Annotated in this window: 22 protein-coding genes; 10 read left to right on the top strand and 12 right to left on the bottom strand. The window is 38.0% G+C overall.

Annotated elements, in window-relative coordinates; genetic code table 11:
* Positions 1–62: 62 nt before the first annotated feature.
* Both GLP24_RS01190 and GLP24_RS01185 read left to right on the top strand, forming a co-directional pair.
* Positions 63–1,070, top strand: coding sequence for a transposase (locus GLP24_RS01190; RefSeq protein WP_232599370.1), 1,008 nt, complete (start codon positions 63–65; stop codon positions 1,068–1,070).
* Between the two features lie 622 nt (positions 1,071–1,692).
* Positions 1,693–3,072: a D-alanyl-D-alanine carboxypeptidase family protein gene (locus GLP24_RS01185; protein ID WP_232615411.1), complete on the top strand. Its 1,380-nt coding sequence runs from the start codon at positions 1,693–1,695 to the stop codon at positions 3,070–3,072.
* 76 nt (positions 3,073–3,148) lie between these two features.
* Here GLP24_RS01185 and GLP24_RS01180 read toward each other — a convergent pair whose 3' ends face one another.
* On the bottom strand, positions 3,149–3,487 hold the full coding sequence (locus tag GLP24_RS01180) for a hypothetical protein (protein ID WP_232615410.1): 339 nt from the start codon (positions 3,485–3,487) through the stop codon (positions 3,149–3,151).
* Between the two features lie 518 nt (positions 3,488–4,005).
* On the opposite strand from GLP24_RS01180, the gene GLP24_RS01175 reads away from it, so the two are divergent.
* Positions 4,006–4,437 (top strand): PACE efflux transporter, encoded by a 432-nt coding sequence (locus GLP24_RS01175; protein ID WP_232615409.1) that lies wholly within the window; start codon positions 4,006–4,008, stop codon positions 4,435–4,437.
* 236 nt (positions 4,438–4,673) lie between these two features.
* Here the strand turns inward: GLP24_RS01175 and GLP24_RS01170 are convergent, their stop codons facing one another.
* Entirely contained in the window at positions 4,674–6,554 is a 1,881-nt protein-coding gene (locus GLP24_RS01170; RefSeq protein ID WP_232615408.1) for an ABC transporter ATP-binding protein, read from the bottom strand.
* A gap of 346 nt (positions 6,555–6,900) precedes the next feature.
* Here GLP24_RS01170 and GLP24_RS01165 point away from each other — a divergent pair, with 346 nt between their 5' ends.
* Positions 6,901–7,521, top strand: coding sequence for a DUF1294 domain-containing protein (locus GLP24_RS01165; RefSeq protein WP_232579455.1), 621 nt, complete (start codon positions 6,901–6,903; stop codon positions 7,519–7,521).
* A 128-nt stretch (positions 7,522–7,649) separates the two neighbouring features.
* Here the strand turns inward: GLP24_RS01165 and GLP24_RS01160 are convergent, their stop codons facing one another.
* The gene (locus tag GLP24_RS01160) at positions 7,650–7,982 is read right to left on the bottom strand and encodes a DMT family transporter (protein WP_152654052.1); all 333 of its coding nucleotides are present in this window, start codon (positions 7,980–7,982) and stop codon (positions 7,650–7,652) included.
* A 532-nt stretch (positions 7,983–8,514) separates the two neighbouring features.
* Here GLP24_RS01160 and GLP24_RS01155 point away from each other — a divergent pair.
* A complete protein-coding gene (locus tag GLP24_RS01155) occupies positions 8,515–9,003 on the top strand; it encodes a septal ring lytic transglycosylase RlpA family protein (RefSeq protein WP_101769488.1) in 489 nt (162 codons plus the stop codon).
* 123 nt (positions 9,004–9,126) lie between these two features.
* Here GLP24_RS01155 and GLP24_RS01150 read toward each other — a convergent pair whose 3' ends face one another.
* Entirely contained in the window at positions 9,127–9,885 is a 759-nt protein-coding gene (locus tag GLP24_RS01150; protein ID WP_101769487.1) for a DUF2076 domain-containing protein, read from the bottom strand.
* Positions 9,886–10,281: 396 nt separating this feature from the next.
* Complete coding sequence (locus tag GLP24_RS01145; RefSeq protein WP_232615407.1) at positions 10,282–11,001, bottom strand: HAD family hydrolase; 720 nt, start codon at positions 10,999–11,001, stop codon at positions 10,282–10,284.
* Positions 11,002–11,259: 258 nt separating this feature from the next.
* On the opposite strand from GLP24_RS01145, the gene GLP24_RS01140 reads away from it, so the two are divergent.
* Complete coding sequence (locus tag GLP24_RS01140; protein ID WP_232583710.1) at positions 11,260–11,598, top strand: hypothetical protein; 339 nt, start codon at positions 11,260–11,262, stop codon at positions 11,596–11,598.
* Positions 11,599–11,681: 83 nt separating this feature from the next.
* Here GLP24_RS01140 and GLP24_RS01135 read toward each other — a convergent pair whose 3' ends face one another.
* The 3 genes from GLP24_RS01135 to GLP24_RS01125 all read right to left on the bottom strand — a co-directional run bounded on the left by GLP24_RS01135 (position 11,682) and on the right by GLP24_RS01125 (position 14,240).
* Positions 11,682–12,005, bottom strand: a complete 324-nt coding sequence (locus GLP24_RS01135) for a hypothetical protein (RefSeq protein WP_101769484.1) — start codon at positions 12,003–12,005, stop codon at positions 11,682–11,684.
* Between the two features lie 168 nt (positions 12,006–12,173).
* The gene (locus GLP24_RS01130) at positions 12,174–12,665 is read right to left on the bottom strand and encodes a hypothetical protein (RefSeq protein ID WP_232615406.1); all 492 of its coding nucleotides are present in this window, start codon (positions 12,663–12,665) and stop codon (positions 12,174–12,176) included.
* 189 nt (positions 12,666–12,854) lie between these two features.
* Positions 12,855–14,240: a class II fumarate hydratase gene (locus GLP24_RS01125; RefSeq protein ID WP_232615405.1), complete on the bottom strand. Its 1,386-nt coding sequence runs from the start codon at positions 14,238–14,240 to the stop codon at positions 12,855–12,857.
* Positions 14,241–14,527: 287 nt separating this feature from the next.
* Here GLP24_RS01125 and GLP24_RS01120 point away from each other — a divergent pair, with 287 nt between their 5' ends.
* Positions 14,528–14,827, top strand: a complete 300-nt coding sequence (locus GLP24_RS01120; protein WP_227990466.1) for a PepSY domain-containing protein — start codon at positions 14,528–14,530, stop codon at positions 14,825–14,827.
* A 93-nt stretch (positions 14,828–14,920) separates the two neighbouring features.
* Here the strand turns inward: GLP24_RS01120 and GLP24_RS01115 are convergent, their stop codons facing one another.
* The 4 genes from GLP24_RS01115 to GLP24_RS01100 all read right to left on the bottom strand — a co-directional run bounded on the left by GLP24_RS01115 (position 14,921) and on the right by GLP24_RS01100 (position 19,369).
* Positions 14,921–15,103 (bottom strand): hypothetical protein, encoded by a 183-nt coding sequence (locus GLP24_RS01115; RefSeq protein ID WP_045029599.1) that lies wholly within the window; start codon positions 15,101–15,103, stop codon positions 14,921–14,923.
* Between the two features lie 160 nt (positions 15,104–15,263).
* On the bottom strand, positions 15,264–16,523 hold the full coding sequence (locus GLP24_RS01110) for a GGDEF domain-containing protein (RefSeq protein ID WP_232615404.1): 1,260 nt from the start codon (positions 16,521–16,523) through the stop codon (positions 15,264–15,266).
* Positions 16,524–16,653: 130 nt separating this feature from the next.
* Complete coding sequence (locus GLP24_RS01105) at positions 16,654–17,250, bottom strand: DUF1415 domain-containing protein (protein WP_232615403.1); 597 nt, start codon at positions 17,248–17,250, stop codon at positions 16,654–16,656.
* A gap of 106 nt (positions 17,251–17,356) precedes the next feature.
* Positions 17,357–19,369 carry an exoribonuclease II gene (locus GLP24_RS01100; protein ID WP_101769478.1) on the bottom strand — a complete coding sequence of 671 codons (2,013 nt, stop codon included), beginning with the start codon at positions 19,367–19,369 and terminating at the stop codon, positions 17,357–17,359.
* Between the two features lie 742 nt (positions 19,370–20,111).
* Between GLP24_RS01100 and GLP24_RS01095 the strand changes: the two genes are divergently transcribed.
* The 3 genes from GLP24_RS01095 to GLP24_RS01085 all read left to right on the top strand — a co-directional run bounded on the left by GLP24_RS01095 (position 20,112) and on the right by GLP24_RS01085 (position 23,907).
* Entirely contained in the window at positions 20,112–22,085 is a 1,974-nt protein-coding gene (locus GLP24_RS01095) for a DEAD/DEAH box helicase (protein ID WP_101769477.1), read from the top strand.
* Positions 22,086–22,685: 600 nt separating this feature from the next.
* A complete protein-coding gene (fabG, locus tag GLP24_RS01090; RefSeq protein ID WP_221944513.1) occupies positions 22,686–23,420 on the top strand; it encodes a 3-oxoacyl-ACP reductase FabG in 735 nt (244 codons plus the stop codon).
* A 241-nt stretch (positions 23,421–23,661) separates the two neighbouring features.
* A complete protein-coding gene (locus GLP24_RS01085; protein ID WP_101769475.1) occupies positions 23,662–23,907 on the top strand; it encodes a hypothetical protein in 246 nt (81 codons plus the stop codon).
* Positions 23,908–23,922: the final 15 nt, after the last annotated feature.

Below are 23,922 nucleotides of genomic sequence, written 5' to 3'. Positions count from 1 at the left end.
TAACCTTGCACATCAACCATGAGCTACTACACTTAATCTTCAAGTTGCTTATGGTGAAATAAATGACAATCTCAAGACGAAAATTGATAGAGCCTCAAATTACGCCTTTTTATCATGTAATTAATCGTTGTGTACGTCGTGCATATTTGTGTGGGGATGATCCGTATAATGGTAAAAACTATCAACACCGTCGTGGTTGGATAGTAAATAAAATCAAACAATTAGCCGCTATTTTTTGTATTGATGTGTGCGCTTATGCGGTGATGAGTAATCATTATCATTTAGTGCTAAAAATAGATACCGAGCAGCAGCAAAAGCTAACCCCTGAAGCGGTGATATCACGTTGGTTACAGTTATTTAGTGGTCATCCTATCGCTGTCGATTTTTTAAAAGAGGGTCAAATTAGCTCGGATAAACAACAAGCATTATCAGACTTAGTGGCTGAATGGCAGCAACGATTAGGCAGTATTAGCTGGTTTATGCGCTGTCTTAATGAAGAAATAGCACGAAAATCCAATAAAGAAGATCAATGTAAAGGGGCGTTTTGGGAAGGACGATTTAAGTCTCAGGCACTACTGGATGAGCAAGCGTTATTATCTTGCATGATGTACGTTGATTTAAATCCGATTAGAGCGGGAGTTACACCATCACTAGAGCAATCAGATTTTACTTCAATTCAACAACGTATTCGTGAATACCATCAGAAGAAAACATCCACTAAACCATCTTCATCAAATAAAAGTCACTTCCAATTACTACCCTTTGTTGGCGCAGAACATCAAGCTAAAACAGCAGGGATAAACTTTGCTTTTGTCGATTATCTTGAACTGATTGACTGGACTGGTCGGTGTATTCGAAATGATAAAAAAGGTTTTATTGCACCTAATCAGCCAAAGATTTTACAGCAAATGGGAATAACACCGGATGCTTGGCTTGAGCACAGTGAACAATTTATGGAACATTATGCCAATGTAAGCGGTAAATGGTCCCGAATGTGTGCCTTCAAGCAACATGCAGGTGGGCATTGGTGTAAAGGGAAATCAGCGAGTCACCAGCTACACCCTAATTAAACATAGTTTCTTCTAATTAGATGAACATACTGCAATAACCATCAGGATTGTAGGTTTTGTTGATCCTGAAATATGGTAACAGAAACGATTTAATGAAGAATTATAAATAATGAGCTGTAAATTTTAGATTCGAGAGATTATTGTTGGTGGAATAATTTGTTTTTTAGGGACTCAATTTAAAAGCAAAAGATATGGCTGTCCTATATTTGTCGGTCCTATATTTGTCGTTCCATTCAATGTTTGATTTATGCCGCATAAACATCATTACCGTTCAGGTTTCTATAAAGGATCTGCTGGTAAGATGGAAAAAGACAATATACGAGAGGCTATAACCAACATGAGGTTCAAATGATCCGCTGAGAAAGCAGGACTTAATCATCATTTGGTTATCGCTATTAACGGGATAAAGGTTCATGTGCATAATGATCGGAACATCATTATATAAATGCGATTTGTAACCAAAGTCATTGCAACACTGATCAAGAACGAAAAAGCACTCACCATTTTTGTGGTAGTGATGGATAGACTCTGCAGGACATTAATTACTCAGCGAAGTCAGTATCCTATCTAGTCGCTTTTTTATACCGCGCTTTTAGTAAGTAACTATAAATAAAATACTCTTATGACAATAATCAAACAGCTTTCATTAGCAGCAACCATCGCTGCATTATTTACCTCTAGTACAGTATTTGCCACACCTAGCAACAATGCAATGAACACTATGCCTAATAGTGATTACTTCGCGGCAACGCAATACAAAGCAGCTCAAGCTCCACTCAATAGCTTCGGTGCTATTGATGTAAAAACCAGTATCCCAGAAAGTATACAAGTGCCTGCTGCGCCAGTAGAAGCTGGTGGCAATAATGGGATCCCAGAAACACTGGTGCAAAAATGGACTCAGGCAGGAATATTCTCACCTCAAGTTGAAGCACGCGCTTTCATTTTAATGGATGCCAATACGGGACAGATTATTGCCGCTAACGATGCCAACATGCGTATGGCCCCAGCCAGCACCACTAAGTTAATGCTAATGTACATTGTTGAGCAAAAACTGGCCGATGGTGTAATCTCACTAGACTCAAAAGTACAAGTACCAGAAGTAGCGTGGCGCACGGGTGGTTCAAGAATGTTCTTAAAGCCTGGCTCTTTTGTTTCAGTGAAAGATCTTATCTCAGGTATGATTGTTGAATCGGGCAATGATGCCGCTGTAACACTGGCAAACTACATCGCTGGATCGCAATCTTCATTCGTTGCAATGATGAACGCGACAGCCGTTAAGTTAGGTATGCACAATACTCACTTTACCACTGTTATGGGCTTGCCAGCGCCAGCACATTTCTCAACCGCTTATGATCTTGGGCTGCTCGGACAGCACATCATGAACGACTACCCTCAATACTTTCATTTTTTCAGTCAAAAGTATTTTGAATACAATCATATCCGCCAACCAAATTTCAATCGTTTATTGTTCACTTATCAATATGCGACGGGCATGAAAACAGGCAGTACAGAAGCGGCAGGCTACTCGCTGGTAAGCTCTGCTGAGATACCAAATAACCCAATGAAGTTGGTTGGCGTTGTTCTAGGTACAAAATCACTGAATGATGTTGCCGCTCAAAGTAAGGCACTATTTAATTATGGCTTCCATTTCTTCAAGCAAGACACTTTGTATGCAGCAAACAGCAAACTTTCTGAACAAAACGTTTGGGGAGGAAAACTAGATACTGTCTCTCTAGGCCTTGAGAAGCCACTAACCTTGGTTCTGCCTTCCAGTGTTGATGAGAAAGGTCTGGTAACTAAGCTTCAAATTGACCGTGATATCAAAGCACCGGTTGAGAAGGGTGAGAAATTAGGCGAAATTACCGTAACCTATAAAGACAAAGTTATTCAATCGAAGCCACTTGTCGCGCTCAACAGCGTTCAACAAGGCGGCTGGTTCACTCGAACTTGGGCAAGTATCTCACTGTATTTCCATAACTTGCTAGCATCTTACGGTCTGTAAACTTTAAAACAACCGCAACAGCCATCATACAAATAAAGCCAATACTTTTAGTCGAAAGTGAATAAGGTATTGGCTTTTATTTGGATATAACAATGTCCACAATGAAAACAAAAAATAATGGACACCCATAACTTTTTCTCTCACTGCTGCCATTCTCAACAACACATGCCTGTGTCCAAATTCCGTCATTCCCTACAATAAAAATATGGCTGTCCCATGTTTTTGCTATTGTTCTTGCACCCGCAGAGCCTCTGCTATAGCTATGAATGTCAAAAACTTTTTGACGCAACAATGCTTGTTCCGGCGTAACAATACCGTGGTGTTTAAGTCGATAATGATAGCTACTTCGAGGTGTTTCAAATAGCTTGCATAATAGCTTTATTGAATGAGGCTCTTTTGATAATGCTGCTATCAAATCTATCGTTTGATGTTGTCCTGTATTAAAAGAGCGGAAGCTTTTTTAGAATATCGTTCTCCTACTCAATCTGTTTGATTTTTGCTTCGAGCTCTTGAATACGTTTTTGTTCTGGCGTCATTGCCTTCGAACTTGGTGTTATTCCACCATGTTCTTGCTTTAGCTGAGCAACCCATTGCTGTATATCCGGACACCAACAGTATTACATGCTTCTTGTATCGTGTAGCCTTTATCGAGGACTAAATTGGCCGCATCATGCTTGAATGCGACGGAATAAGTTGTTCGAGCTTTTTTCATTATGTACACCATTTTAATATTAAGAGTATTTTATCCTATTTAGGTGTACAAGTTTATTAAGCCACAACAGAGATAATTTAACAGTAACTATTAAATAGTGGTAATCAGGAAAGAATAAATCCTCATCAAATTATCATGAATTGTGATGGTTGCTAACTTTATCTGTATAATCATCGATTCCTTATTTTTAAATATATTAATAATAATTAAGAGTCATCGAAATGAAAACAACTGAACGTATTTTTCACTCTGTCTTCTTTGAAGTTTTGGCGGTATCACTGTCTATTCTTGGGTTAGCTATTTTTACAAACCATGACATTACAGCGTTATCAGGAACCATGATAGTTATTGCCACTATTTCTATGGTTTGGAATTTTATTTTCAATTGGATGTTTGACAAATTTTTCACGGGTGAAAAAAAAGAACGAACTATTTCATTACGTATTTTCCACGTTGTTTTATTTGAAGTAGGATTGTTGTTTGTGACAGTTCCTGTTATGGCTTATTTATTACATGTAGGCTTATGGGATGCATTTATGATGGATATTAGCGTTACTATATTTATTACCATTTACGCATTCACCTTCAACTTGGTATACGATAATATGAGATTAGTATTCGTTAAAAGAGTTTTCAACCACCATTATGAATAGCTATTTCCACAAGCAGTTAAATCATAGACTCTACAATAAGCTTTCGTTTTCAGTCAGTAATAATATTTAAGGCTGGTGAAATATCCATAAAAAATCCGAGAATATTTATATTCTCGGATTTTTACATACTGCAATATTTGTTCAAGCTAAATATTGAGTTCTTAACTGATCAGCATTACTCAATTTTATTGCTGTTTAATTAAAACACTAAATCGCTTACTACTGGATTACCTCTTCTATATATTCTGATTCAAATCATCAGCGGCAACTGAAATATCCTGCTCGCCAATAAACCCACCTGTCTGATGCGCCCATAATTGCGCGTAAATACCGCGTTGCTGTAATAACTCAGCATGGGATCCTTGCTCAATGATTTGACCTTTATCGAGAATAATTAAGCGATCCATCGCGGCAATGGTCGATAAACGGTGTGCAATCGCTATGACGGTTTTGCCTTGCATCAATTTATTGAGGCTTTCTTGAATGGCCGCTTCAACCTCAGAATCTAACGCAGATGTGGCTTCATCTAAAATCAATATTGGTGCGTTTTTAAGTAAGACCCGTGAAATAGCAATACGCTGACGTTGACCACCTGAAAGTTTTACGCCACGTTCACCCACTTGAGCATCATAACCGACGTTACCAAAGGAATCGGTTAGCGTTTCGATAAACTCATGCGCATGTGCTTGGTGTGTTGCCGTTAATAATCGTTCTTCACCAGCATCAGGCGCGCCATAGAGAATATTTTCACGAATGGAGCGATGCAGTAATGAAGTGTCTTGGGTGACCATACCTATGTTACAACGTAACGAGTTTTGAGTGACAGAGGTAATGTCTTTGCCATCAATGCGTATTTGTCCGCCTTCAACATCATGGAAGCGCAATAATAGGTTAACTAAGGTTGATTTACCTGCGCCAGAGCGACCGACTAAACCGACTTTTTCACCGGGCTTAATGTTGAGGTTAAGATGGCTGATCACGCCTTTGTTCTCGCCATAATGGAAGCTAACATTATCAAATTCAATGCCACCTTGAGTGACGTCTAATGGTTCAGCATCAGGGGCATCTTCAATCGCAATTGGCTTTGATAAGGTTTTCATGCCATCAACTACCGTACCGATGTTTTCAAATAATGCGCCGACTTCCCACATGATCCACATCGACATGCCGTTGATTCGTAATGCAAGGCTGATAGCTATTGCGATCGCACCGACTTGAATTGCACTGTGCATCCATAAATAAATCGAGATCGCAGAAATGGCAAACAGCAGGGTATAGTTAGTTAATTGAACACAGAAGTTAAACCCTGTTACTAACCGCATTTGTTGATGCACAGTGCTTAAAAAGCCTTTCATGCCTTTTTCAGCATATTCAGTTTCACGTTGATCGTGAGAGAATAATTTAACTGTTGAAATATTGGTGTAGCTATCAACAATTGAGCCCGTCATAGTTGAACGTGCGTCTGCTTGTTCTGCTGCAATGTGTTTAAGTTTAGGTACAAAATAAAGTTGAATACACATATAAGCGGCTAACCAAAACAGCATTGGTAACATTAACAGCCAATCAGCCTGTGCTAAAATGACCAGCGATGAGGTAAAGTAAACCGCGACATAAACAAACACATCAGCAGTTTTCATTACTGTTTCACGCACAGCAAGCGACGTTTGCATGACTTTCGTCGCGATGCGGCCAGCGAAATCATCTTGATAGAACGACACACTTTGTTTGAGTAAATAACGGTGCGCGAGCCAGCGAATCGACATAGGGTAGTTACCCAGCAACGATTGGTTGGTGATTAATGATGAAATCAATACCAGTGTTGGCATGACAACTAAAATCACTAATCCTAACCAAAATAAACTGGTGCCATTTTGAGCGAGAAAGGTATGTGGATCACTTTCTGTCAGCCAATCAACCAATTTTCCCATGAAGCCGAACAGTGCCACTTCTAAAATAGCAACCGTAGCACTAAGGAATGCCATAATAATCAATGGCTTTTCAAAACCACGGCTATAGTAGCGACAAAAAGCAATAATACCCTGTGGTGGTTGCTCAGGATCTTGTTTCGGAAATGCTTCTGTGAAATTTTCAAAGCGTTTTAAAAAGCGTTTAAGCATGGTTCACCTAAGTTGATGAAAGGCGCAATAAGCAAATTAACGGAAAGTAGAGATGAGTATTATGCCGTGGTTAACGACGATTATTTAATAACAATAATGGAAGAAAAAGTGTTGTTATTGTATGCATTACTTTAATCAGACTCAACAATTGTGATATTTTTAATGATGAAAGTATTAACTTGATAGCAAAAAAAAGGTTATGGCAATGCAATGTTGTAATAACCACAATTAAATAGAATAACGATTGATGGTCGTTATAATAAAACATTAATAAATCATGGTGTTATTTGTTCTTTATTGTCAATAACGATCCATTCTGTTTACAGTGTAAAACAATAGGTAATATATGAAATATAAAGGCACTGTTGTGCAATGGAATCATCAAAAAGGCTTTGGTTTTATTCAACCTCAAGCGGGTGGTGAGAATGTATTTTTTCATATTAGTGCGTTGAGTGATCGTCAAAGTCGACCGCGGATGAATGAACGTGTTTCTTATGAGCTAAGCGTTGATAATAAAAGTAAAAAGTCAGCGAAATCAGTCATGTTTGTTAAAGCACATTCAGGACTTGATAAATACACCGCGCCAATGAGTAAAGCGCAAGGGTTTAGCGTGTTATTTCTGGCTCTGGTCGCTGGCTGGGTGTGGTTAGCTCGATGCCCGTATTGGGTATTAATTGGTTATGTCTGTTTGAGTATTGTAACCTTTGCTGTGTATGCCCATGATAAGCGAGCAGCACAAAAAGAGGCATGGAGAACCAAAGAAGCGAGCTTACATTTATTAGCATTAGTAGGTGGTTGGCCTGGTGCGTTATGGGCGCAGAAAATATTACGCCATAAATCTCAAAAACAACCGTTTAAAGCGATTTTATGGTTAACAATTTTCATTAATATCAGTGTTTTTATTCTTGTATTTACACCGCTAGGACAGCAATGGCTGCATAACTTTATTGCTTCTATCGGGTATTAATGACTACGCTGTTGATGCTTGCAATGTAGGTGCTAATAATAGGTAGGCGCTAATAACCAAAGGAGAAGTAAAGGCTTCTCCTGTTTAGCTTTAAATGAAAACAACGATAAAGGCTTCATTGGGGATGGTTAGTGCGAAACAGTTTTTGATAAAAGGTTAACCACTAATACACCCGCAATAATTAATCCAATACCAATCATGGCGGGTAAGTCTAAACGCTGATCATAAGCAAAATAGCTAATGGTTGCGACCAGAACAATGCCTGAACCACTCCAGATTGCATATACAATACCCACTGGCATGGTTTTTACGGTGACAGACAATAAGAAGAAGGCAATCGCATAACCAGTAATAATAATCACACTGGGTACGAGTTTCGTAAATTGCTCTGCTTTAGGAATAAACGATGTGGCAATGACTTCAAAAACAATGGCAATGGCTAATGCAACCAATGGTGGCATTGAGGTTAATAATTTAAACATGTGGAATTTCTGTGCTGATTGGAAATATGTATTTTAAAGGGATTTTTTGTATTCGACTAGAGTAAATTTACGGAATTGATATTTACATTGTTTCAATAATGCGCAGAGATATGCAATGCATTTTGCTATAACAATTGTTTTTTATTAACGGGTAAATATTCCAAAAAAGGATATTAATATATAAAGGTAGGATGGAAAGGTATTATTGGGTGATATATATTAATATGTTTTGAGTGTTTGATGTTGGTATATAACTTGCTTTGTATATATTGTCATTGCTTATTTTTACAATGGAAGTAGAAATAAAAGATGGAGCGAGAACAGTATGTTTTATTATTTCCTTTTTGTAGCCGACATTATTAATAATGTCGGTTTTTTTTATTTGAAAATTGTACATTTTTAATTAATTCTATTTTGGTTACATTTAATGATAGAATTTAACAATCATTGGCTGTTTGCTATTGAGGCATATTAAACAGCTAAATTATAATATTCGGTGGAGGTCGTTGGTATGAATGGATCTGTGATACGAAATTTGAGTTTAAGTTCAGTTATGCTGATTGTCGTATCAGGCTGTGTGAGTCCTGAGGTTGCTAAAGAAACCGTAACCGCGGATACGCAACGGCCAGTGTTAATCATCAAGCCAGTTGAGTATAAAAAAGAAGTTAAACCTATCTCTGTGCCAACATCAACGGCAACATCAAAGTCAAAGGTTATTGATGGTAAAGCGTCTTATTATGCCAATATGTTCCAAGGGAGAAAGACAGCCAATGGACAAATTTTTGATCAAGGTAAGCTTACCGCAGCCCACCGTACATTGCCTTTTGGTACCAAAGTAAAAGTAACTAATATCAATAATCATAAAAGCGTCATTGTTACTATTAATGATCGTGGTCCATTTATTCGTGGACGTATAATTGATCTATCAAGCTCGGCATTTAAAGCTATTGGTAACCCTCGTACTGGTGTATTAAACGTTACTATGGAAATTTTAAAATAAAGAGAGTAGTAATCGCAAAGTGATATGCTTCATTAAATAAGAGCATCGAGACGTTGATTATTAAGTCTTACAATTAAAAAAGAGCGCATAAGCGCTCTTTTTGTGTGACGAGTAACAACGAGATTAGAAGTCGTCGTCACCACCGAAATCATCACCAAAGCCGCCATCAGTGTCACCAAAACCGCTATTGTTAGCGAAGGTATCGTCACCACCAAAGCCGCTATCATCACCGCCAAAACCTGAATCACCAAAACCGCTATTATTATCACTACCGAAGCCTGAATCACCAAAACCGCCAGTGTAGTCAGACGCAAAGCTGTTTGAGTCATCATTAAGGAAGCTTTCATTATCAGCTTGTGGATCAGTCGTTGCATCTGTCGCAGCATCTGCTTGTGCTGTGTCTGTTGTATCCGTTGCTGCATCTGCTGCGGGAGTTGCATCAGCTGCTGGATCTGCCGCTGCTGTTTCTGCTGGTTTATCACCAAATATCATATTGCTAATCACACTACCTGCAACCATACCGGCTGCAACACCAGCTGCGGTTTGCATGAAACCACCGAAAGCACTTGGTTGATGAACTGGCGGTTGTGGCTGTTGAGGTGGTGCTTGGCGAGAACCACCAAACATACGGCTCATTGGGCCGCGGTTTGATTCTTCTTTGTAATATTCAGCGTTCTTCTCTAAGTAATCGTTCTTTTCTTTTAGTTGTTTTAATGCCATTTCTTGCACAAGTACGGCTTGTGTTAGTTTGTAAATAGCATCTGGCTGTGCGCCAATTTCAGTGTTAATAAATTGCTCTGCGTCTGCATCTTTTTTGCTTTCAGGGCTTTTTTGCAGCTTAGCAGCAACGCTTTGAATCAGTTCTTTTTCTTGTGGAGTCATGATTATTACCTTCTCAATACCCTGTCATTGGTAGGGTGTACCGTTGCTTGGTTGATGTTGTTTTATCTAACATCATCCTTGCTAAATAAGATTGCTTACAAATTATAGTATTCTCATAGAGACATTGAACAGGTGATGAATGCACCTTTATAATCTGTAAATCGAAATAGAATGCGCGAATACTGTATTACGTTCGCTGTACTACATCTATAGTTTGCTACAATAAATTTTATTTAGTTTGTTACTATCTGTAAATGGGTACTGAAAATGTATTATCAAGTATAGTTAAAGAATATATTTATCGTTTGTTAACATGTTCTCATTAATAAAGAGTGAATTATAGTGATCTGGTTGCTTAATTGAGAGCGATATATTGCAACAGTGAGTAGTGAATGACTAACGAAGAATATTGTTAGCATGACGCCAATCCATGATCGTCCACTCTTGCATTTGGGCATGCATCGCTAGCATGGGATCAGGATTAACGGCGAACGGTTTATTAACAAAGTTAAGCAACGGTAAGTCATTAATGGAGTCGCTGTAACCATAACTACCTTTATAGCTATGATTTTGTTGTTGTAACCAGAGCTTTAAGCGTTCAACTTTTCCTTCTTTAAAACTTAATATGCCGGTTGTTTTCCCCGTATATATCCCCTCTTTTTGTTCTAAATGAATCGCAATAACATTATTGATGCCAAGGACTGCGGCTATTGGTTTAACCAGATGTTCGCCCGTTGCTGAAATGATTAAAATATGATCACCACGTTTTTGATGCCATTCAATACGATCAAGTGCCTGGGGGTATATTGCTGGAGTAATAACCTCATGAATAAAGTCATCAACCCGCTGTTTTATTATGTGAGGTTTTTTCCCTTTTAGTGGTTCAAGCGTTGCTGTCATGTAACTCGTCATATCAAGCGTGCCTTTAGCGTAGGCGGTCATCATGGCGTGTTCATGTGTGAGTAATGAAACAGGAGCAAGCCCTTTTTCAACAAGGAAATGATTCCATAGACTGGCTGAATCAGCAGCGATTAGCGTTTCATCTAAGTCAAAAATAGCAAGATAAGATGGCGTTGTTATTTTGGTATTCATTATTGTTTGAGTTGTAAATGGCAAGGGTGATTCCTTATTTTTTGTTGTTATATCTATAGTTAATGTGTGTAAGTTTATTAAGCCACAGCAGAGCCTTAGGGTAGAAAATAAAGATGACACTTTTATGATGTTTTAATGGTGTTTTTACTACATTAGGCGAAAGAGATACCTGTGGTAAGGTAAAGAGAGGTTGTTGCAATATAAAAATGATCTTATGTCTTTTCTGTAACGACGGGTGTAACTTAAATCATACGATGTATATCTTTTTAGAAGGGAATACCAATGACTAATACTATCGTTACTATTACAACAAATTGTATCAACGATCTGGATCTTGTTTCTGAATTAGCCCAGCAGCAAGTTGTTGTGACGGATATTGAACAAATCCAGATTCAATTAGCGAATAACACGACTGTAGTATTTCAAAAAGATGCCGCGTTACAGCATTATATGAATACGCTTTTAGGCACAAATTTAAAGCGTGTGTTTAGAAATAATACTCATCAGCTTAATCACTTAACGGAAAAATCAGTCAATATTGACGGTACTTTATTATTATTAAAAGATGATGGTGACTGGCTACGGATACAATCTGACAGTGGAACATTGGCAAAGTTATAATGTTATAAGTTGTTATTTTTGGCCAATCTAGTTACAGAAAGTCTAGGATGAATACGATAGATTGGCCATTAAAGAGAAATAGATTAGTTAATCGCTTCGCAGATACGTTTGTTATTGGTGTAGTAGTAGCGATGACGGCTATCGGGGGTTTTTCCAGTAAAGCTCTTGTCGATAACATAGGGAGTGCCTTTGGCAAATAACCAAATAAATTGCTCAATAGCGTCGTCAAATTGTGCTTCGGTTGCATGCTTGGTGGGGTGTGAGAATGTAAAGCGAGTTAGCTTTGTTGAATCGATGATCGAACAATGCTCATAATTACTGAATCCTAATTGTTTGAGATCAGGCTGTGGTATGCCGCCCGGTACCATATGTGAGGGTACTGTCAACACCGCTTGAGTAAGATTCATCGTATATTCTTCCTTATAATACCTATTCATCTATTTAATAACTGTAACTGAGTTTATTGCTTCTCTCTAGCTTTAAATGTCACTCTCTCATACTAAGCGCTTTTATAAAAAAACGCCTCAATCAGAGAGGCGGTTTTTATTCTATTTTTTGGCTTTATGATCAAATAATTAATCTTTAATCCATTGATCATTTACTTTTTGCATTGATACAGTCTCATTAACAGTATCAACTGTTTGTCCTGCTTTGAAATCACCGTATTTAGCACTAAATGCAACAACCATTACTTCAGCCGCAAGATTGTTCTTTAGGGTATGTAATGCTGATGACATATCATCTGTTGTGGTGTCAGCGGCAGTATCTGGTGCTTTTGGTTTTGCTGCTAGTGCTTTCATTGAGGTTTTAAACTCGTCTAAGCTCTTATTAGCAACTAAATCGTAGCTTACTTCTGCTTTGTAATCTGTTTTAGTATCAAGTAATACTTTAGTAATCTTAAGGTTTTTCACTTCAAAAGGTGTCGTTTTTGCAGTAATACCTAGATTAGGTTGTTCATACTGGCTTGTTTGAACAATATTAGTAATTGTGGACTCGTCAACTTTATCACTACAACCTGCTAAAAAAAGTGTTGATGCGATAGCTGCGGCTAAAACAAATTTTTTCATTAATAATGCTCTTTGCTTGTAAGAGATATCCAGCCCAAGGTATTGAACTGGCGTTTATTTATATTATACGTTACATCCAGTTTTACGATTGAACAAGTAATGGTGGTGTTTTATTGCTGAATACCAGCGTTTATTATATCAATGTTTAAAAATTGAACAATGTTTTATATTCTGATATTAGGATAGTCGTTATTTTGCAATACCGCCCTGAGTTAGCTTTTTAGGATCTAATAATGATTCAAGCTCTGCGCGACTTAAATTAGTTTCTTGTTCTGCAACATCAATAATGGGACGTTGTTCTTTATAGGCTTTTTTGGCAATAGTGGCTGCTTTTAAATAACCAATTACTGGGTTTAACGCGGTGATAAGAATCGGATTTTTACTCAGTGCTTGTTTTAAGTGTTCGTCACAGACTGTAAACGTTGTAATTGCTTTATCGGCTAATTGCATTGAGGTTGTGGCTAATAAACTGATACTTTGCAGTAAGTTATAGGTAATAACTGGTAGCATAACATTGAGTTGAAAGTTACCCGATTGACCAGCAACGGTAATGGTTGCGTCATTACCTATTACTTGTGCGGCAACCATTGCTGCCGCTTCTGGGATCACAGGGTTTACTTTACCTGGCATAATGGATGAGCCTGGTTGTAATGGTTCTAATTCAATCTCACCTAAACCCGCTAATGGACCTGAATTCATCCACCGTAAATCATTGGATATTTTCATGATGGCGACGGCAAGGGTCTTTAATTGGCCCGATAAAGCAACGACAGCATCTTGGCTACTCATGCTATAAAAGAAATTACTGCTAGTCGTAAACGGTACTGCGGTTGCGATAGCAATATTTTTAGCAAATATAGCTGCAAAATGCGGATGAGTATTGATACCCGTTCCAACTGCAGTTCCACCTTGTGCTAATGCAGAAACATTTTCTAATGCTTGTTCAATGCCATATCGAGCATGCTCAATTTGACTTTGCCATCCGCCTAATTCCTGTCCAAACGTAATCGGCATCGCATCCATTAAGTGAGTACGACCGGTTTTTACACAATCCTTTAATTGCTGACTTTTATTTTCTAGCGCCCGTTCTAAATATTTTAAAGCTGGCAATAATTGCTGGTGGCAGGTTACGACGGTACTGACTTGAATAGCCGTTGGAATGGCATCGTTACTGCTTTGGCCGCGATTAACATCATCATTAGGACTAATTGTTGTACCTAATTGCTGTGAGGCTAACGTTGCGATAACTTCATTGGCATTCATGTTAGAACTGGTGCCAGATCCTGTTTGGAATATATCGATAGGGAATTGATCATGGTGAGCGCCATCAATAATAAGCTGGCAACTATCGATAATGGCATGCGCTGTTTTATTCTCAATCAGGTGTAGCTCAAGGTTAGTACGCGCCGCCGCTTGTTTTACATAGGCGAGTGCCTGAATAAATGCACTTGGCATGGTTAAATCGCTGATAGGAAAGTTGTTGATTGCGCGTTGTGTTTGGGCTTGATAAAGCGCGTCTTGCGGGACTTCAATGTCACCCATGCTATCAGTTTCGATACGATGTAATACTGACATAATGCTATCCTTTAAATTGATGATGCTCCATAACGGCAACATGTATGGCAATGGTGTTCTTATTAGTAATTACCATAATGCGATAAGTTATTATAGGCCACTGTCTGTGTGGTTTTTTATTGATATCATAGTTTTCGAATACGTTATCATTTGTATTTTTATGGTCTAATTAAGATAAAATAGCGTTGTTTTATGTTAATTATTGGCTTAATTCTTGCTTTGTATAAAAGAGAGAATATTTATATGGTTAATATTAACGCTAGCCAGTGTGCTATTAAGGGGGACAAGTGATCAGAAGTGTTAAGGTGTTATTTATTAGCAGCAGTATGTGTTGCTTATTACAGAGCTATATTGCTTATGCTGATCCTGTAGATACCAGTGCAGTTAGTATGTTAAGCGTACCTAATGCAATGAAACAACTTGAATCTGACGGTTATTATGATTTTAGAATGATAAAGATCGAACGAAAGCATAATGAAATTGCAGTAAAAGCACGTAATAGAGTGGGCGAAGCTGTTGAGCTAGAAATGGATTTATACACGGGTATTATTTTACATGAAAAAATGCACAGTACAGAGATACAATAGTCATGGCTAATTGCTTATATCGTTGTTATTCATTTACAGTAAACTATGCAATGGATAAGTAAGCGTATTTTGCTTTACTTATCCATTGATATGCTATTCATCATCGTTAAAAATTCGGCCTTCAAGGGAGTATGGATCGTTTTCATCATATAAATTATGATGCCCACGAATACGTTTAAGTGTTTTCTCAAGGGCTTTAGCTTGCTCAAAATGACCTTCTTGATAGGCAATGGATATTTTTTGTTCCATGTCTTCAATTCTATCTTGATTGTTCATTTTAATTCTCCCAGCTAGTGACTGACTATTAATTATTACCTCTTATTTATTTTATACCAAAATATAAAATAGTGGATTGGCGCTATTTGATTCATTTAAGCTTGTATTAATGATTTTCCATTTATAGAGATTCTCCATTTATAGATAGGTATCTTTATTGTTAGCTTGATATGTTGTTGGTTTCTGAGACATAGATTTGATTGTTTTTCTTCTTTTTAGCTTGTTGTGCGGCCTGTAAGATATCAATTGCTTGTTGTACAACCGTGAGAGCTGATTGATCTACATGAGAAGCGCTTATTCCTGCGCTCACCGTGACTTTTATTGTTTTTTTGCGTCCTTTTTTTGCTTTTGTTTCAGTTTGATCGGGTAGTGGTTGAATAATAATTGGCTCTATAATATATTTTTCTGCACCAATATCTTGTTGTAATCGTTCTATTATTGACTGACATTCAACTATTTTTCTATCTTTAAAAATCATAATAAATTGCTGTGATACAAAATAGAGATGTTCTGAATGTTGAGACTGTAGTGCTAATTGTGCCGCAATAGAACGCTGAATATCATTAATGGCTTGTGGGTGATGTTTAGCAATGATTTTAGCCTGATTATCAATGTCAATGACGACGATAGTGTAATCTTGCTGTAACTGAGATAAGGATAGCGCAAGGGCTCGATGATCCGCCAATTGAGTTAATGGATCACAGAGGTTTTGTTGATAGCGGCAATAACCAAGATCGGTTAATAGAAAGAGGGCACAGATGATAAAAGTAGTACTTGAGATAAAAGGATAATGGAAAAAGATAAATGTCGTTGTTGCTAATAAACTGCATATGAAAATATGACGATTAATACGACGATAGTATTTGACGGCTAGTGCGCCCGCCCCACAGCTTATAGCAAGATTAAATATAATTAAAATGAGTGGTAGTGATGAGATGTTGTGATAAGTAAAAAGGTGGGTTTGTTGCCAGTTTGAAAAATCCACCTGATAGAAATAACAGATAGTGGCGGTAATGCCATATTGAAGACTAAGCCCGAGTAAGAGTATTGTTGTAGCAACTGAAAATAGCTTTGGTAGATAAATAAAGCGTAGTAACAAAAGGTTAAGTGGTAATAATGTAGCTAAAAGACAAAAAATTAATTTAGTATCAGTATTGGCTAACGAGGTTTGTAACCAATAAATAATAACGCTGTAAGCGATCAACATAACAATGGCAATAGATCCACTTTGAGCTTGAGGCAGTTTGTAATTTAAAATAACAACCGTACCCAATAAGATAAACGGAAGCTTAATCCATAGCTGGGCATATGTCGTTATGAAAGGCGTCAATAGGGGATAGCTAAGAATCATTAGAGTGGTGATAACAAAGGGCAGTATAAAGCGAGTATTTGGTGAGTGTAAACGTGACAATAACAACATTTAATAATAAGCCCTCAACAGAAAATGTAGTAGGACATTAATATAACAAATAAATAACGACAATAATTGGATATTGCCGTCATTTTATTGTTATTGCTTCACGTAATTATAACGAAAAGAAAACACATAGTTATTTGATTAAGTAGGGATATAACTGACGCATTTGTTCCGGTGTTAAATTTTCAACACATTCGATATTACGCTCGGGAATAGCTTCAGGGTTTGGGTAATGTTTGATTACTTTCGCCATACTTTCTTCGCGGATAAGATGAAATACAGGGTATGGTGAACGGTTGGTCAAGTTTTCTGCGTCATCAGGTTCTGCACCATAGAAACAGTAATTAGGGTGGAAACTAGCAATTTGGTAGGTGCCACTTTTACCTAATTGAACCACTAGCCCTTCAATAAGATCAAGGAATTGATTGTAATCATCAAATTCTTCAAATAAGTAAGGTGCTACGACCAAAATGGTTTCAAGCGTTTCTGGTGGTGTTTCATCTAACTCTTTGAACTGCATGTAAATGGTTTCAAGCAGATCATTTTCATTATCGTCTTCGCTTACAAATATTCTGATTTGTTTATTACGATTAGGCTTAGCAGCAAAGGGACACAAATTTAGCCCGATAACGACATCTTCAAGCCATTGTTTTACTTGCTGCTCAATAAGTTGGCGTTTTTCTGGCGTATTACTTTCTGGATTATTGTTTTTTGAATTATTATTTGACATTAAATGCTGACTTCTTTGAATTATTTATATTGGAATAATAGTGTGAAAGATGTAAAAAAGGCCAGTAAATACTGGCCTTTTATTGCTGTAAAGCCGATTAAAATCGTTATGCTTTTTCTTGAGCGTCTGTTGCTTGTTCTGGCGCTGAAGTAACGATTGGTGCAGGGTATTGTTGTACAGGTCTTGCGATTAATTGACGTGTTGCAGTGCGAACTTCCGCTAACTTCACTTCAAAGGTATCACCAAGTTGGTACTCTTTAACACCATCAATATTGATAATGCCAAGATCTCCACTACATACAATACGTTCTTTATTATCAACAATTAGCGAGCCTGGAATAAAGGCTGCAGCGCCATTTTCAAGTAGGCGTACACGCATACCTGCGCGGTTGATATCAAAGATTTCAGCTTTAAAGATAGTTTCTTTCTTCACTGCATCTTTAAGTAAACGAACGTATAGCCAATCAGACACATCACGTTCAGCCATGCGGTGATGACGACGATGATTAGCAATTTCATCACCTACGCTGTCATCTGGCTGTTGTGTTGGTTCATTACCTGTGATGAGTGCTTTAAGTAAACGGTGATTGATCATATCGCCGTATTTACGTATTGGTGATGTCCATGTCGCGTAAACATCCAGACCCATTGCATAGTGTGGTGCTGGTGTATTAGCCACTTCACTGTAAGCTTGGAATTTACGTAAACGATTATCAAGATAAGTACTATCTAAGGTATTTAACCAACGACGTAATGCACTGAAGCCTTCTAAAGTAACAATTTCTTCTTTAGTAAACGGTGCTTCTGCATTGGTAATAAATTCCATCGCAGTATCAAGCTTTTCAGGGTGGAAGCCGCTATGAACGTTAAATACACCTGTCGCAAACTTTTCTTTTAAAGCTCGACCCGCACAAATGTTGGCAGTGATCATCGCTTCTTCGATCATGCGATTAGCAATACGACGTAAATCGGTATGAATCGCCACTACGTCGTTATCTTCACTTAACTCAAAACGGTAATCTGGACGATCTGGGAATACCACCGCATTTGCCATACGCCAATCAGCACGTAACGTTGCAAAACCTTGTAGAGCAACAATTTGTTGTTCTATCGCAGCGTTTGGCGTCCAATTATCACAATGACCGTTTTCAAGGAAGTCGGAAACATTGTCATAAGATAAGCGGCCTTGAGATTTGATCCATGCACCAAAGAACGTGATGTCGTCTTGAATAACACCCGTATTATCAATAGAAACATGACAGCATAAAACAGGGCGTTTTTCATTTTCGATAAGCGAACATAATTCGTCACTTAGCTCGCGTGGCAGCATTGGGATGTTACGGCCAGGAAGATAAATGGTAAACCCACGTTCACGTGCTTCATCATCCATCTTATCACCAACAGCGATATAAGATGTAGGATCAGCAATCGCTATGGTGATCTCAAAACTACCGTCATCTTTAGCAACAGTATATAAAGCATCATCCATATCTTTAGTTGATTCGCCATCAATAGTAATGAAGGGCAAATCAGTTAAATCTTGGCGTTCAATACCTTCATCAAGCATGGTCCAACTATCTTGAGGTGCAGGTTCTGCATTCGGTAGTTGATGACGCGCAAGAGTAACCCACCAAGGTGCAATTTTGTCATTACTGTCAGTGATTTTTTGATTCACTTCGCAGAAAAATGGTTGATTGCTAGCGGCTAGAGGGTGTTGAGTAAGCTCAGCAACAACCCAATCACCTTCTTTTAATGTTTCGGGATTAAGGCCTTTTATAGTACGTGCTTTAATCGCTTCTTTTAATTGAGGGTGATCTGGAATGACATGTAGGCGATTACGGATCAGTTTCACACGACCAATAAAGCGTGTAATTGCTTGTTCAACAAGCTCTTGTGGTTCAGCAACTTCACGCTCTTTTTCAGTACGAAGAACGGCAATAACACGATCACCGTGCATAACGTTTTTCATATATGTTGGCGGAATGAAGATGCTTTCTTTGTTATCAGTTTCTAGAAAGCCAAAGCCACGATCTGTTGCTTTGATATAACCTTCCTTTTTAGGAAGTGTTTCTTGTATTTGCTTTTTTAGCTGTGCTAACAGCGGGTTATCTTGAAACATTATGTCTGGTCTCAGATTATCGACATAGACACTATACGTTTTTGGTCATATAAAACCAAGATTTGACTGTTTTAATTTTCTTCAGTATTAGTATTTTTCATAAAATCAATTAGTTATATTTAATTTTTTATGTTTTATGTCATAAGATAAATAATTAATGACAAAATATGACGATAAATATAAATCGTTGTAAAAATATTAATTAGAAACAAAAAATAACTTTAAACTGCTATATTTTACTTTTTGTTGTTCACGGCTAACGAAAAGAACAGGATAAAGAGGTGTTTGTTTTATTAAAAATCATTTTAAAACAATTAGTAACAATGTTTTTTTTAGGAAAGAAAGAAATAAAAAAGTAAAAATAAAAAACTAACTTCTATAAAGAGCAGAGAAGATAACAATCAATATAAAAATACTAACAAATGATTACCCTAATCTAATAACAAAAGCGAGTTTAAGGCAGCAAGACTAGATTTACATTATAGTATTGCTCGTATTTTCAACAACATAGTCAATTGATAATCTATGTAAGATCGTGAAATGTTTATCCAACGTACTATTTGTTCAATAAATGGGTGTTTGTGAGTTATTTTGTGACGTTGCTCAATTTTTTCTGGCTTTTTATCAAGTATTAGCCCACAATATGCCCCTATTAGTCGAGGCCCGTGCTAGTGGTTGCTGTTGCAGAACCCTCTGTAGCAAAGGGGCCCCGTTTTTAAGTTGATCATATATTGGGATCCCAATGCAAGAAACTGTTACAGAATTTCGCCAACTGAAGTTGGCCGACACACTATTATCCGCACTAGATTCTATGGGTTTTGTTGCGCCTACACCTATCCAGGCGGCGGCAATACCTCTACTTCTAACTGGTACGGATGCGCTTGGTAAAGCACAGACGGGTACTGGTAAAACAGCAGCGTTTTCGTTGCCTGTACTGAATAAAGTAGACCTTTCTCAGCATAAGCCACAAGCTATTGTTATGGCTCCAACACGTGAGCTTGCAATTCAGGTTGCTGCAGAAATTAAAGTACTTGGTCAAAACATCAAGGGGCTTAAGGTTCTTGAGATTTACGGTGGTGCTTCTATCGTTGATCAAATGCGTGCACTAAAAAATGGTACTCACATTGTTGTTGGTACTCCGGGTCGTGTTAAAGACCTTATTACACGTAAGCAACTTCACCTAGACGAAGTATCTACTTTCGTTCTTGATGAAGCTGATGAAATGCTAAAAATGGGTTTCGTTGACGACGTTACTTGGATCATGGAACAAGCACCAGAAACTGCACAACGTGTACTTTTCTCTGCAACTATGCCTCCAATCGTTAAAGAAATCGTTGATCGTTTCCTACGTGATCCAGCACGCATCGACGTTGCTGGTGAGAACCGTACTGTTGCTCAAGTATCTCAACAATTTTGGATTGTTAAGGGCGTAGAGAAAGACGAAGCAATGAGTCGTCTTCTTGAAACTGAAAATACAGATGCATCAATCGTATTCGTTCGTACTCGTCAAGATACTGAGCGTCTAGCTGATTGGTTATCTGCTCGTGGCTTTAAAGCTGCGGCACTTCACGGTGATATTCCTCAGTCGCTACGTGAGCGTACTGTTGATCATATCAAACGTGGCGTGATTGATATTCTAGTTGCAACTGATGTTGTAGCACGTGGCCTAGACGTTGCACGTATTACACACGTATTCAACTACGATATCCCATTTGATGTTGAATCATACATTCACCGCATCGGTCGTACTGGTCGTGCTGGACGTGAAGGTAAAGCGATCCTATTGGTTCGTACTAACCAAATCCGCATGCTACGTACTATTGAGCGTGTAACTAAGTCTCGTATGGAAGAAATTCAACTTCCTCTACGTGATCTAGTTGCAGCATCTCGTCTTAATAAGTTAGGCGAAGAATTAGTTGCACAGAAAGAACAAACAAGTGTTGAAGCATTTGTTGAGCTTATAGAAAAACTACAAGTATCAATTGATGTTGATGCAGCAACGCTAGCAGCAATGCTTCTTCAGCGCCAGCAAGGTAACCGTCCTTTATTCTATAAAGGTCCAGATCCAATGCTAGCAGCTATTGAGCGTGAATCACAACGTCGTGAGCGTCGTGGTGACCGTGATGATCGTGGTAGTGATCGTGGCGAACGCCGTGGTGACCGTCCTGATCGTGGCGAACGTCGTGGCGATCGTCCTGAACGTGGTGGCGAACGTGGTGGTGATCGTGGCGAACGTCGCACTTTCAACAGCGCTGATTGGGATACTTACCAATTACAAGTTGGCCGTGAGCAAGGTGTTCAAGTTAAAGATATCGTTGGCGCAATCGCAAACGAACTTGGCTTAAGCAAAGAGTTCATCGGTGCGATTAAACTTGCACCTTCACATACTTTTGTTCAACTTCCTAAGAAGATGACAGCAGAAGTTACAGCGCAATTGCAGAAACTACGTATTCGCCAGAATGACGTTAAAGCAGTTGTTGTTGAAGGTGAAGTATTGCGTGAACATCGTCCACGTACTGCTGGCAACCGTGATGGTGGCGAGCGTACTGGTCATCGTGGTAGCCGTGATAGCAACCGTGGTGGTGAACGTGGTGGTGAACGTCGTTTCGATCGCAACCGTGGCAACGACACTCGTGGTGGCTACCGTGGCAACCGTGATGGTGCTGCTGCTGCAGCGCGTCCAGCTGGCGACCGTAAGCCTCGTACTGACGCATAATTTGCGCTAGTGTGATAAAAAAGCCAGACGAAAGTCTGGCTTTTTTGTGTGTTTTTTTTGATAACATTACGGCTTAGGTTCAAATTCGCTGCTAATATAGTTGTTAAGCACTGACACTAATTTATTTTGTTGTAAGTCATCTTGAGTTTTACTATAGGGTAAATAAGCAATTCCCCCTCCTGTAAGTGCGATATTCTTTTAAATCTCCCTGTTATCAATTTCAACCGTACGTGAAATTTGTATTGAATTATATTCGCCATTTTGTTCAAAAATCAAACGGGTCCCATTGATGTTGAAATTCCATATTGCTTCGCGGCTTCTGTTACTGATTGATATCAAACAATATTAAGAAAAAATAATTTTATCTAACATTATTTCCCCTGTATTAATTGGTTAATTTGTATTCATTAATAATGATTAGAGTATACTTATTATGCGCCGTGTTGCATTTGTTTATAATTGAGTTTGATTGTGTTGTTTCATTTTTGCAATTGTGTCTTGTGATATTGAGATAAGTATTCAAGCGAGAGTTATCTAAACTAAATATTGAGCGCTAAAGTTTTGATTTTATTGTAGGACGATAATATTAAGGGGAAGGATATGCTAACAGGTAAGGTTTGTCTTGTAACAGGTGGAGCCCAGGGAATTGGTCGTTGTATTGTTGAAACATTTGCACGTCAAAATGCAACACGTGTTATCGCTTGTGATATGAATATGGGAACGATGGTTGATTTAGAGCAGCAGTTCCCAAATGTTACCGCATTAGAGCTTAATGTATGTGACCGAAAAGGGGTTGCAGAAGCGGTAAAGCAGCTTACAGAGCAATATGGACATATTGATGTATTAGTGAATAATGCTGGCATCACCCGTGATAATTTGATTGATAAAATGACAGAGTCTGACTGGGATCTCGTCATAGATGTTAATCTTAAAGGTGTGTTTAATATGACCCAAGCGATCGCTCCTGTGATGATGCAAGCGGGTATTGGCTCCATTATTACCATGTCTTCAGTTGTGGGGACGGATGGTAATATTGGTCAAACTAACTATGCCGCAACCAAAGCTGGCGTGATTGCGATGACGAAATCATGGGCGAAAGAGTTTGCTCGTAAGGGCGCGCAAGTTCGTGCGAATTGTATTGCTCCAGGGTTTGTAGAAACACCGATGACTGTTGATTTACCTGAAAAAGTTATTAAGCATATGACGTCGAAAACGCCACTAAAACGAATGGGTAAGGCGCAAGATATTGCTAATAGTGCATTATTTTTAGCGAGTGCTCAATCGAGCTTTATTACGGGACAAGTATTGAAAGTGGATGGCGGTCTTGTTATTTAATTATTAATTTAAATTCAGTATTATTTTATAATCATTGTGCTTATTGGCAGTTATTGCCAATAGGTATAATGATGTATATGCAATAGAGAAACGTTCATATAAGCAACGTTATTTTTAAATATATCTTTATTTGTGTTATTTTTTTGCCAAATAAGTATATTTTTTAAATTAAAACTCATATTTGAGTAAAAAAGCGTTAAAATGCTAGTAGTGTTAATTGTATTTTAACGGTTATATAAGAATGGTATTTTCATCAGCGACACTTTGGTTTGTAAGCATTGCTTGTGTGCCATTATCAGTTACACTTTTTTTATGTTCACTAAAACAGAAAAAGATTTGGTTGAATATGGTCACTCTCGTTTTTGTATTTATTGCTTGTGGTTTAATTATTATTCAGCAATATGAAGACTATGCTCATTTTACTGATTGTATAAGACAAGGTTTTAACTACAATGCTTTTTCAGAAGAATGTAGCTTAGGCTTATAAAAAATTGATGATAAT

Origin of the sequence: Photobacterium carnosum, from assembly GCF_021236965.1 — a bacterium.
Classification (GTDB): Bacteria; Pseudomonadota; Gammaproteobacteria; order Enterobacterales; family Vibrionaceae; genus Photobacterium; species Photobacterium carnosum.
This window is presented reverse-complemented; position numbering and strand designations above follow the sequence as displayed.

Excerpts from the sequence above, each read along its gene's own strand:
- GLP24_RS01150 (WP_101769487.1), bottom strand. The coding sequence starts at position 9,885 with ATGACTCCACAAGAAAAAGAACTGATTCAAAGCGTTGCTGCTAAGCTG.
- GLP24_RS01105 (WP_232615403.1), bottom strand. The coding sequence starts at position 17,250 with ATGTCAAATAATAATTCAAAAAACAATAATCCAGAAAGTAATACGCCA.
- fabG (WP_221944513.1), top strand. The coding sequence starts at position 22,686 with ATGCTAACAGGTAAGGTTTGTCTTGTAACAGGTGGAGCCCAGGGAATT.
- GLP24_RS01125 (WP_232615405.1), bottom strand. The coding sequence starts at position 14,240 with ATGTCAGTATTACATCGTATCGAAACTGATAGCATGGGTGACATTGAA.
- GLP24_RS01155 (WP_101769488.1), top strand. The coding sequence starts at position 8,515 with ATGAATGGATCTGTGATACGAAATTTGAGTTTAAGTTCAGTTATGCTG.
- GLP24_RS01185 (WP_232615411.1), top strand. The coding sequence starts at position 1,693 with ATGACAATAATCAAACAGCTTTCATTAGCAGCAACCATCGCTGCATTA.
- GLP24_RS01160 (WP_152654052.1), bottom strand. The coding sequence starts at position 7,982 with ATGCCACCATTGGTTGCATTAGCCATTGCCATTGTTTTTGAAGTCATT.
- GLP24_RS01085 (WP_101769475.1), top strand. The coding sequence starts at position 23,662 with ATGGTATTTTCATCAGCGACACTTTGGTTTGTAAGCATTGCTTGTGTG.
- GLP24_RS01115 (WP_045029599.1), bottom strand. The coding sequence starts at position 15,103 with ATGAACAATCAAGATAGAATTGAAGACATGGAACAAAAAATATCCATT.
- GLP24_RS01130 (WP_232615406.1), bottom strand. The coding sequence starts at position 12,665 with ATGAAAAAATTTGTTTTAGCCGCAGCTATCGCATCAACACTTTTTTTA.
- GLP24_RS01095 (WP_101769477.1), top strand. The coding sequence starts at position 20,112 with ATGCAAGAAACTGTTACAGAATTTCGCCAACTGAAGTTGGCCGACACA.
- GLP24_RS01190 (WP_232599370.1), top strand. The coding sequence starts at position 63 with ATGACAATCTCAAGACGAAAATTGATAGAGCCTCAAATTACGCCTTTT.
- GLP24_RS01175 (WP_232615409.1), top strand. The coding sequence starts at position 4,006 with ATGAAAACAACTGAACGTATTTTTCACTCTGTCTTCTTTGAAGTTTTG.
- GLP24_RS01165 (WP_232579455.1), top strand. The coding sequence starts at position 6,901 with ATGAAATATAAAGGCACTGTTGTGCAATGGAATCATCAAAAAGGCTTT.
- GLP24_RS01170 (WP_232615408.1), bottom strand. The coding sequence starts at position 6,554 with ATGCTTAAACGCTTTTTAAAACGCTTTGAAAATTTCACAGAAGCATTT.
- GLP24_RS01110 (WP_232615404.1), bottom strand. The coding sequence starts at position 16,523 with ATGTTGTTATTGTCACGTTTACACTCACCAAATACTCGCTTTATACTG.
- GLP24_RS01140 (WP_232583710.1), top strand. The coding sequence starts at position 11,260 with ATGACTAATACTATCGTTACTATTACAACAAATTGTATCAACGATCTG.
- GLP24_RS01100 (WP_101769478.1), bottom strand. The coding sequence starts at position 19,369 with ATGTTTCAAGATAACCCGCTGTTAGCACAGCTAAAAAAGCAAATACAA.
- GLP24_RS01135 (WP_101769484.1), bottom strand. The coding sequence starts at position 12,005 with ATGAATCTTACTCAAGCGGTGTTGACAGTACCCTCACATATGGTACCG.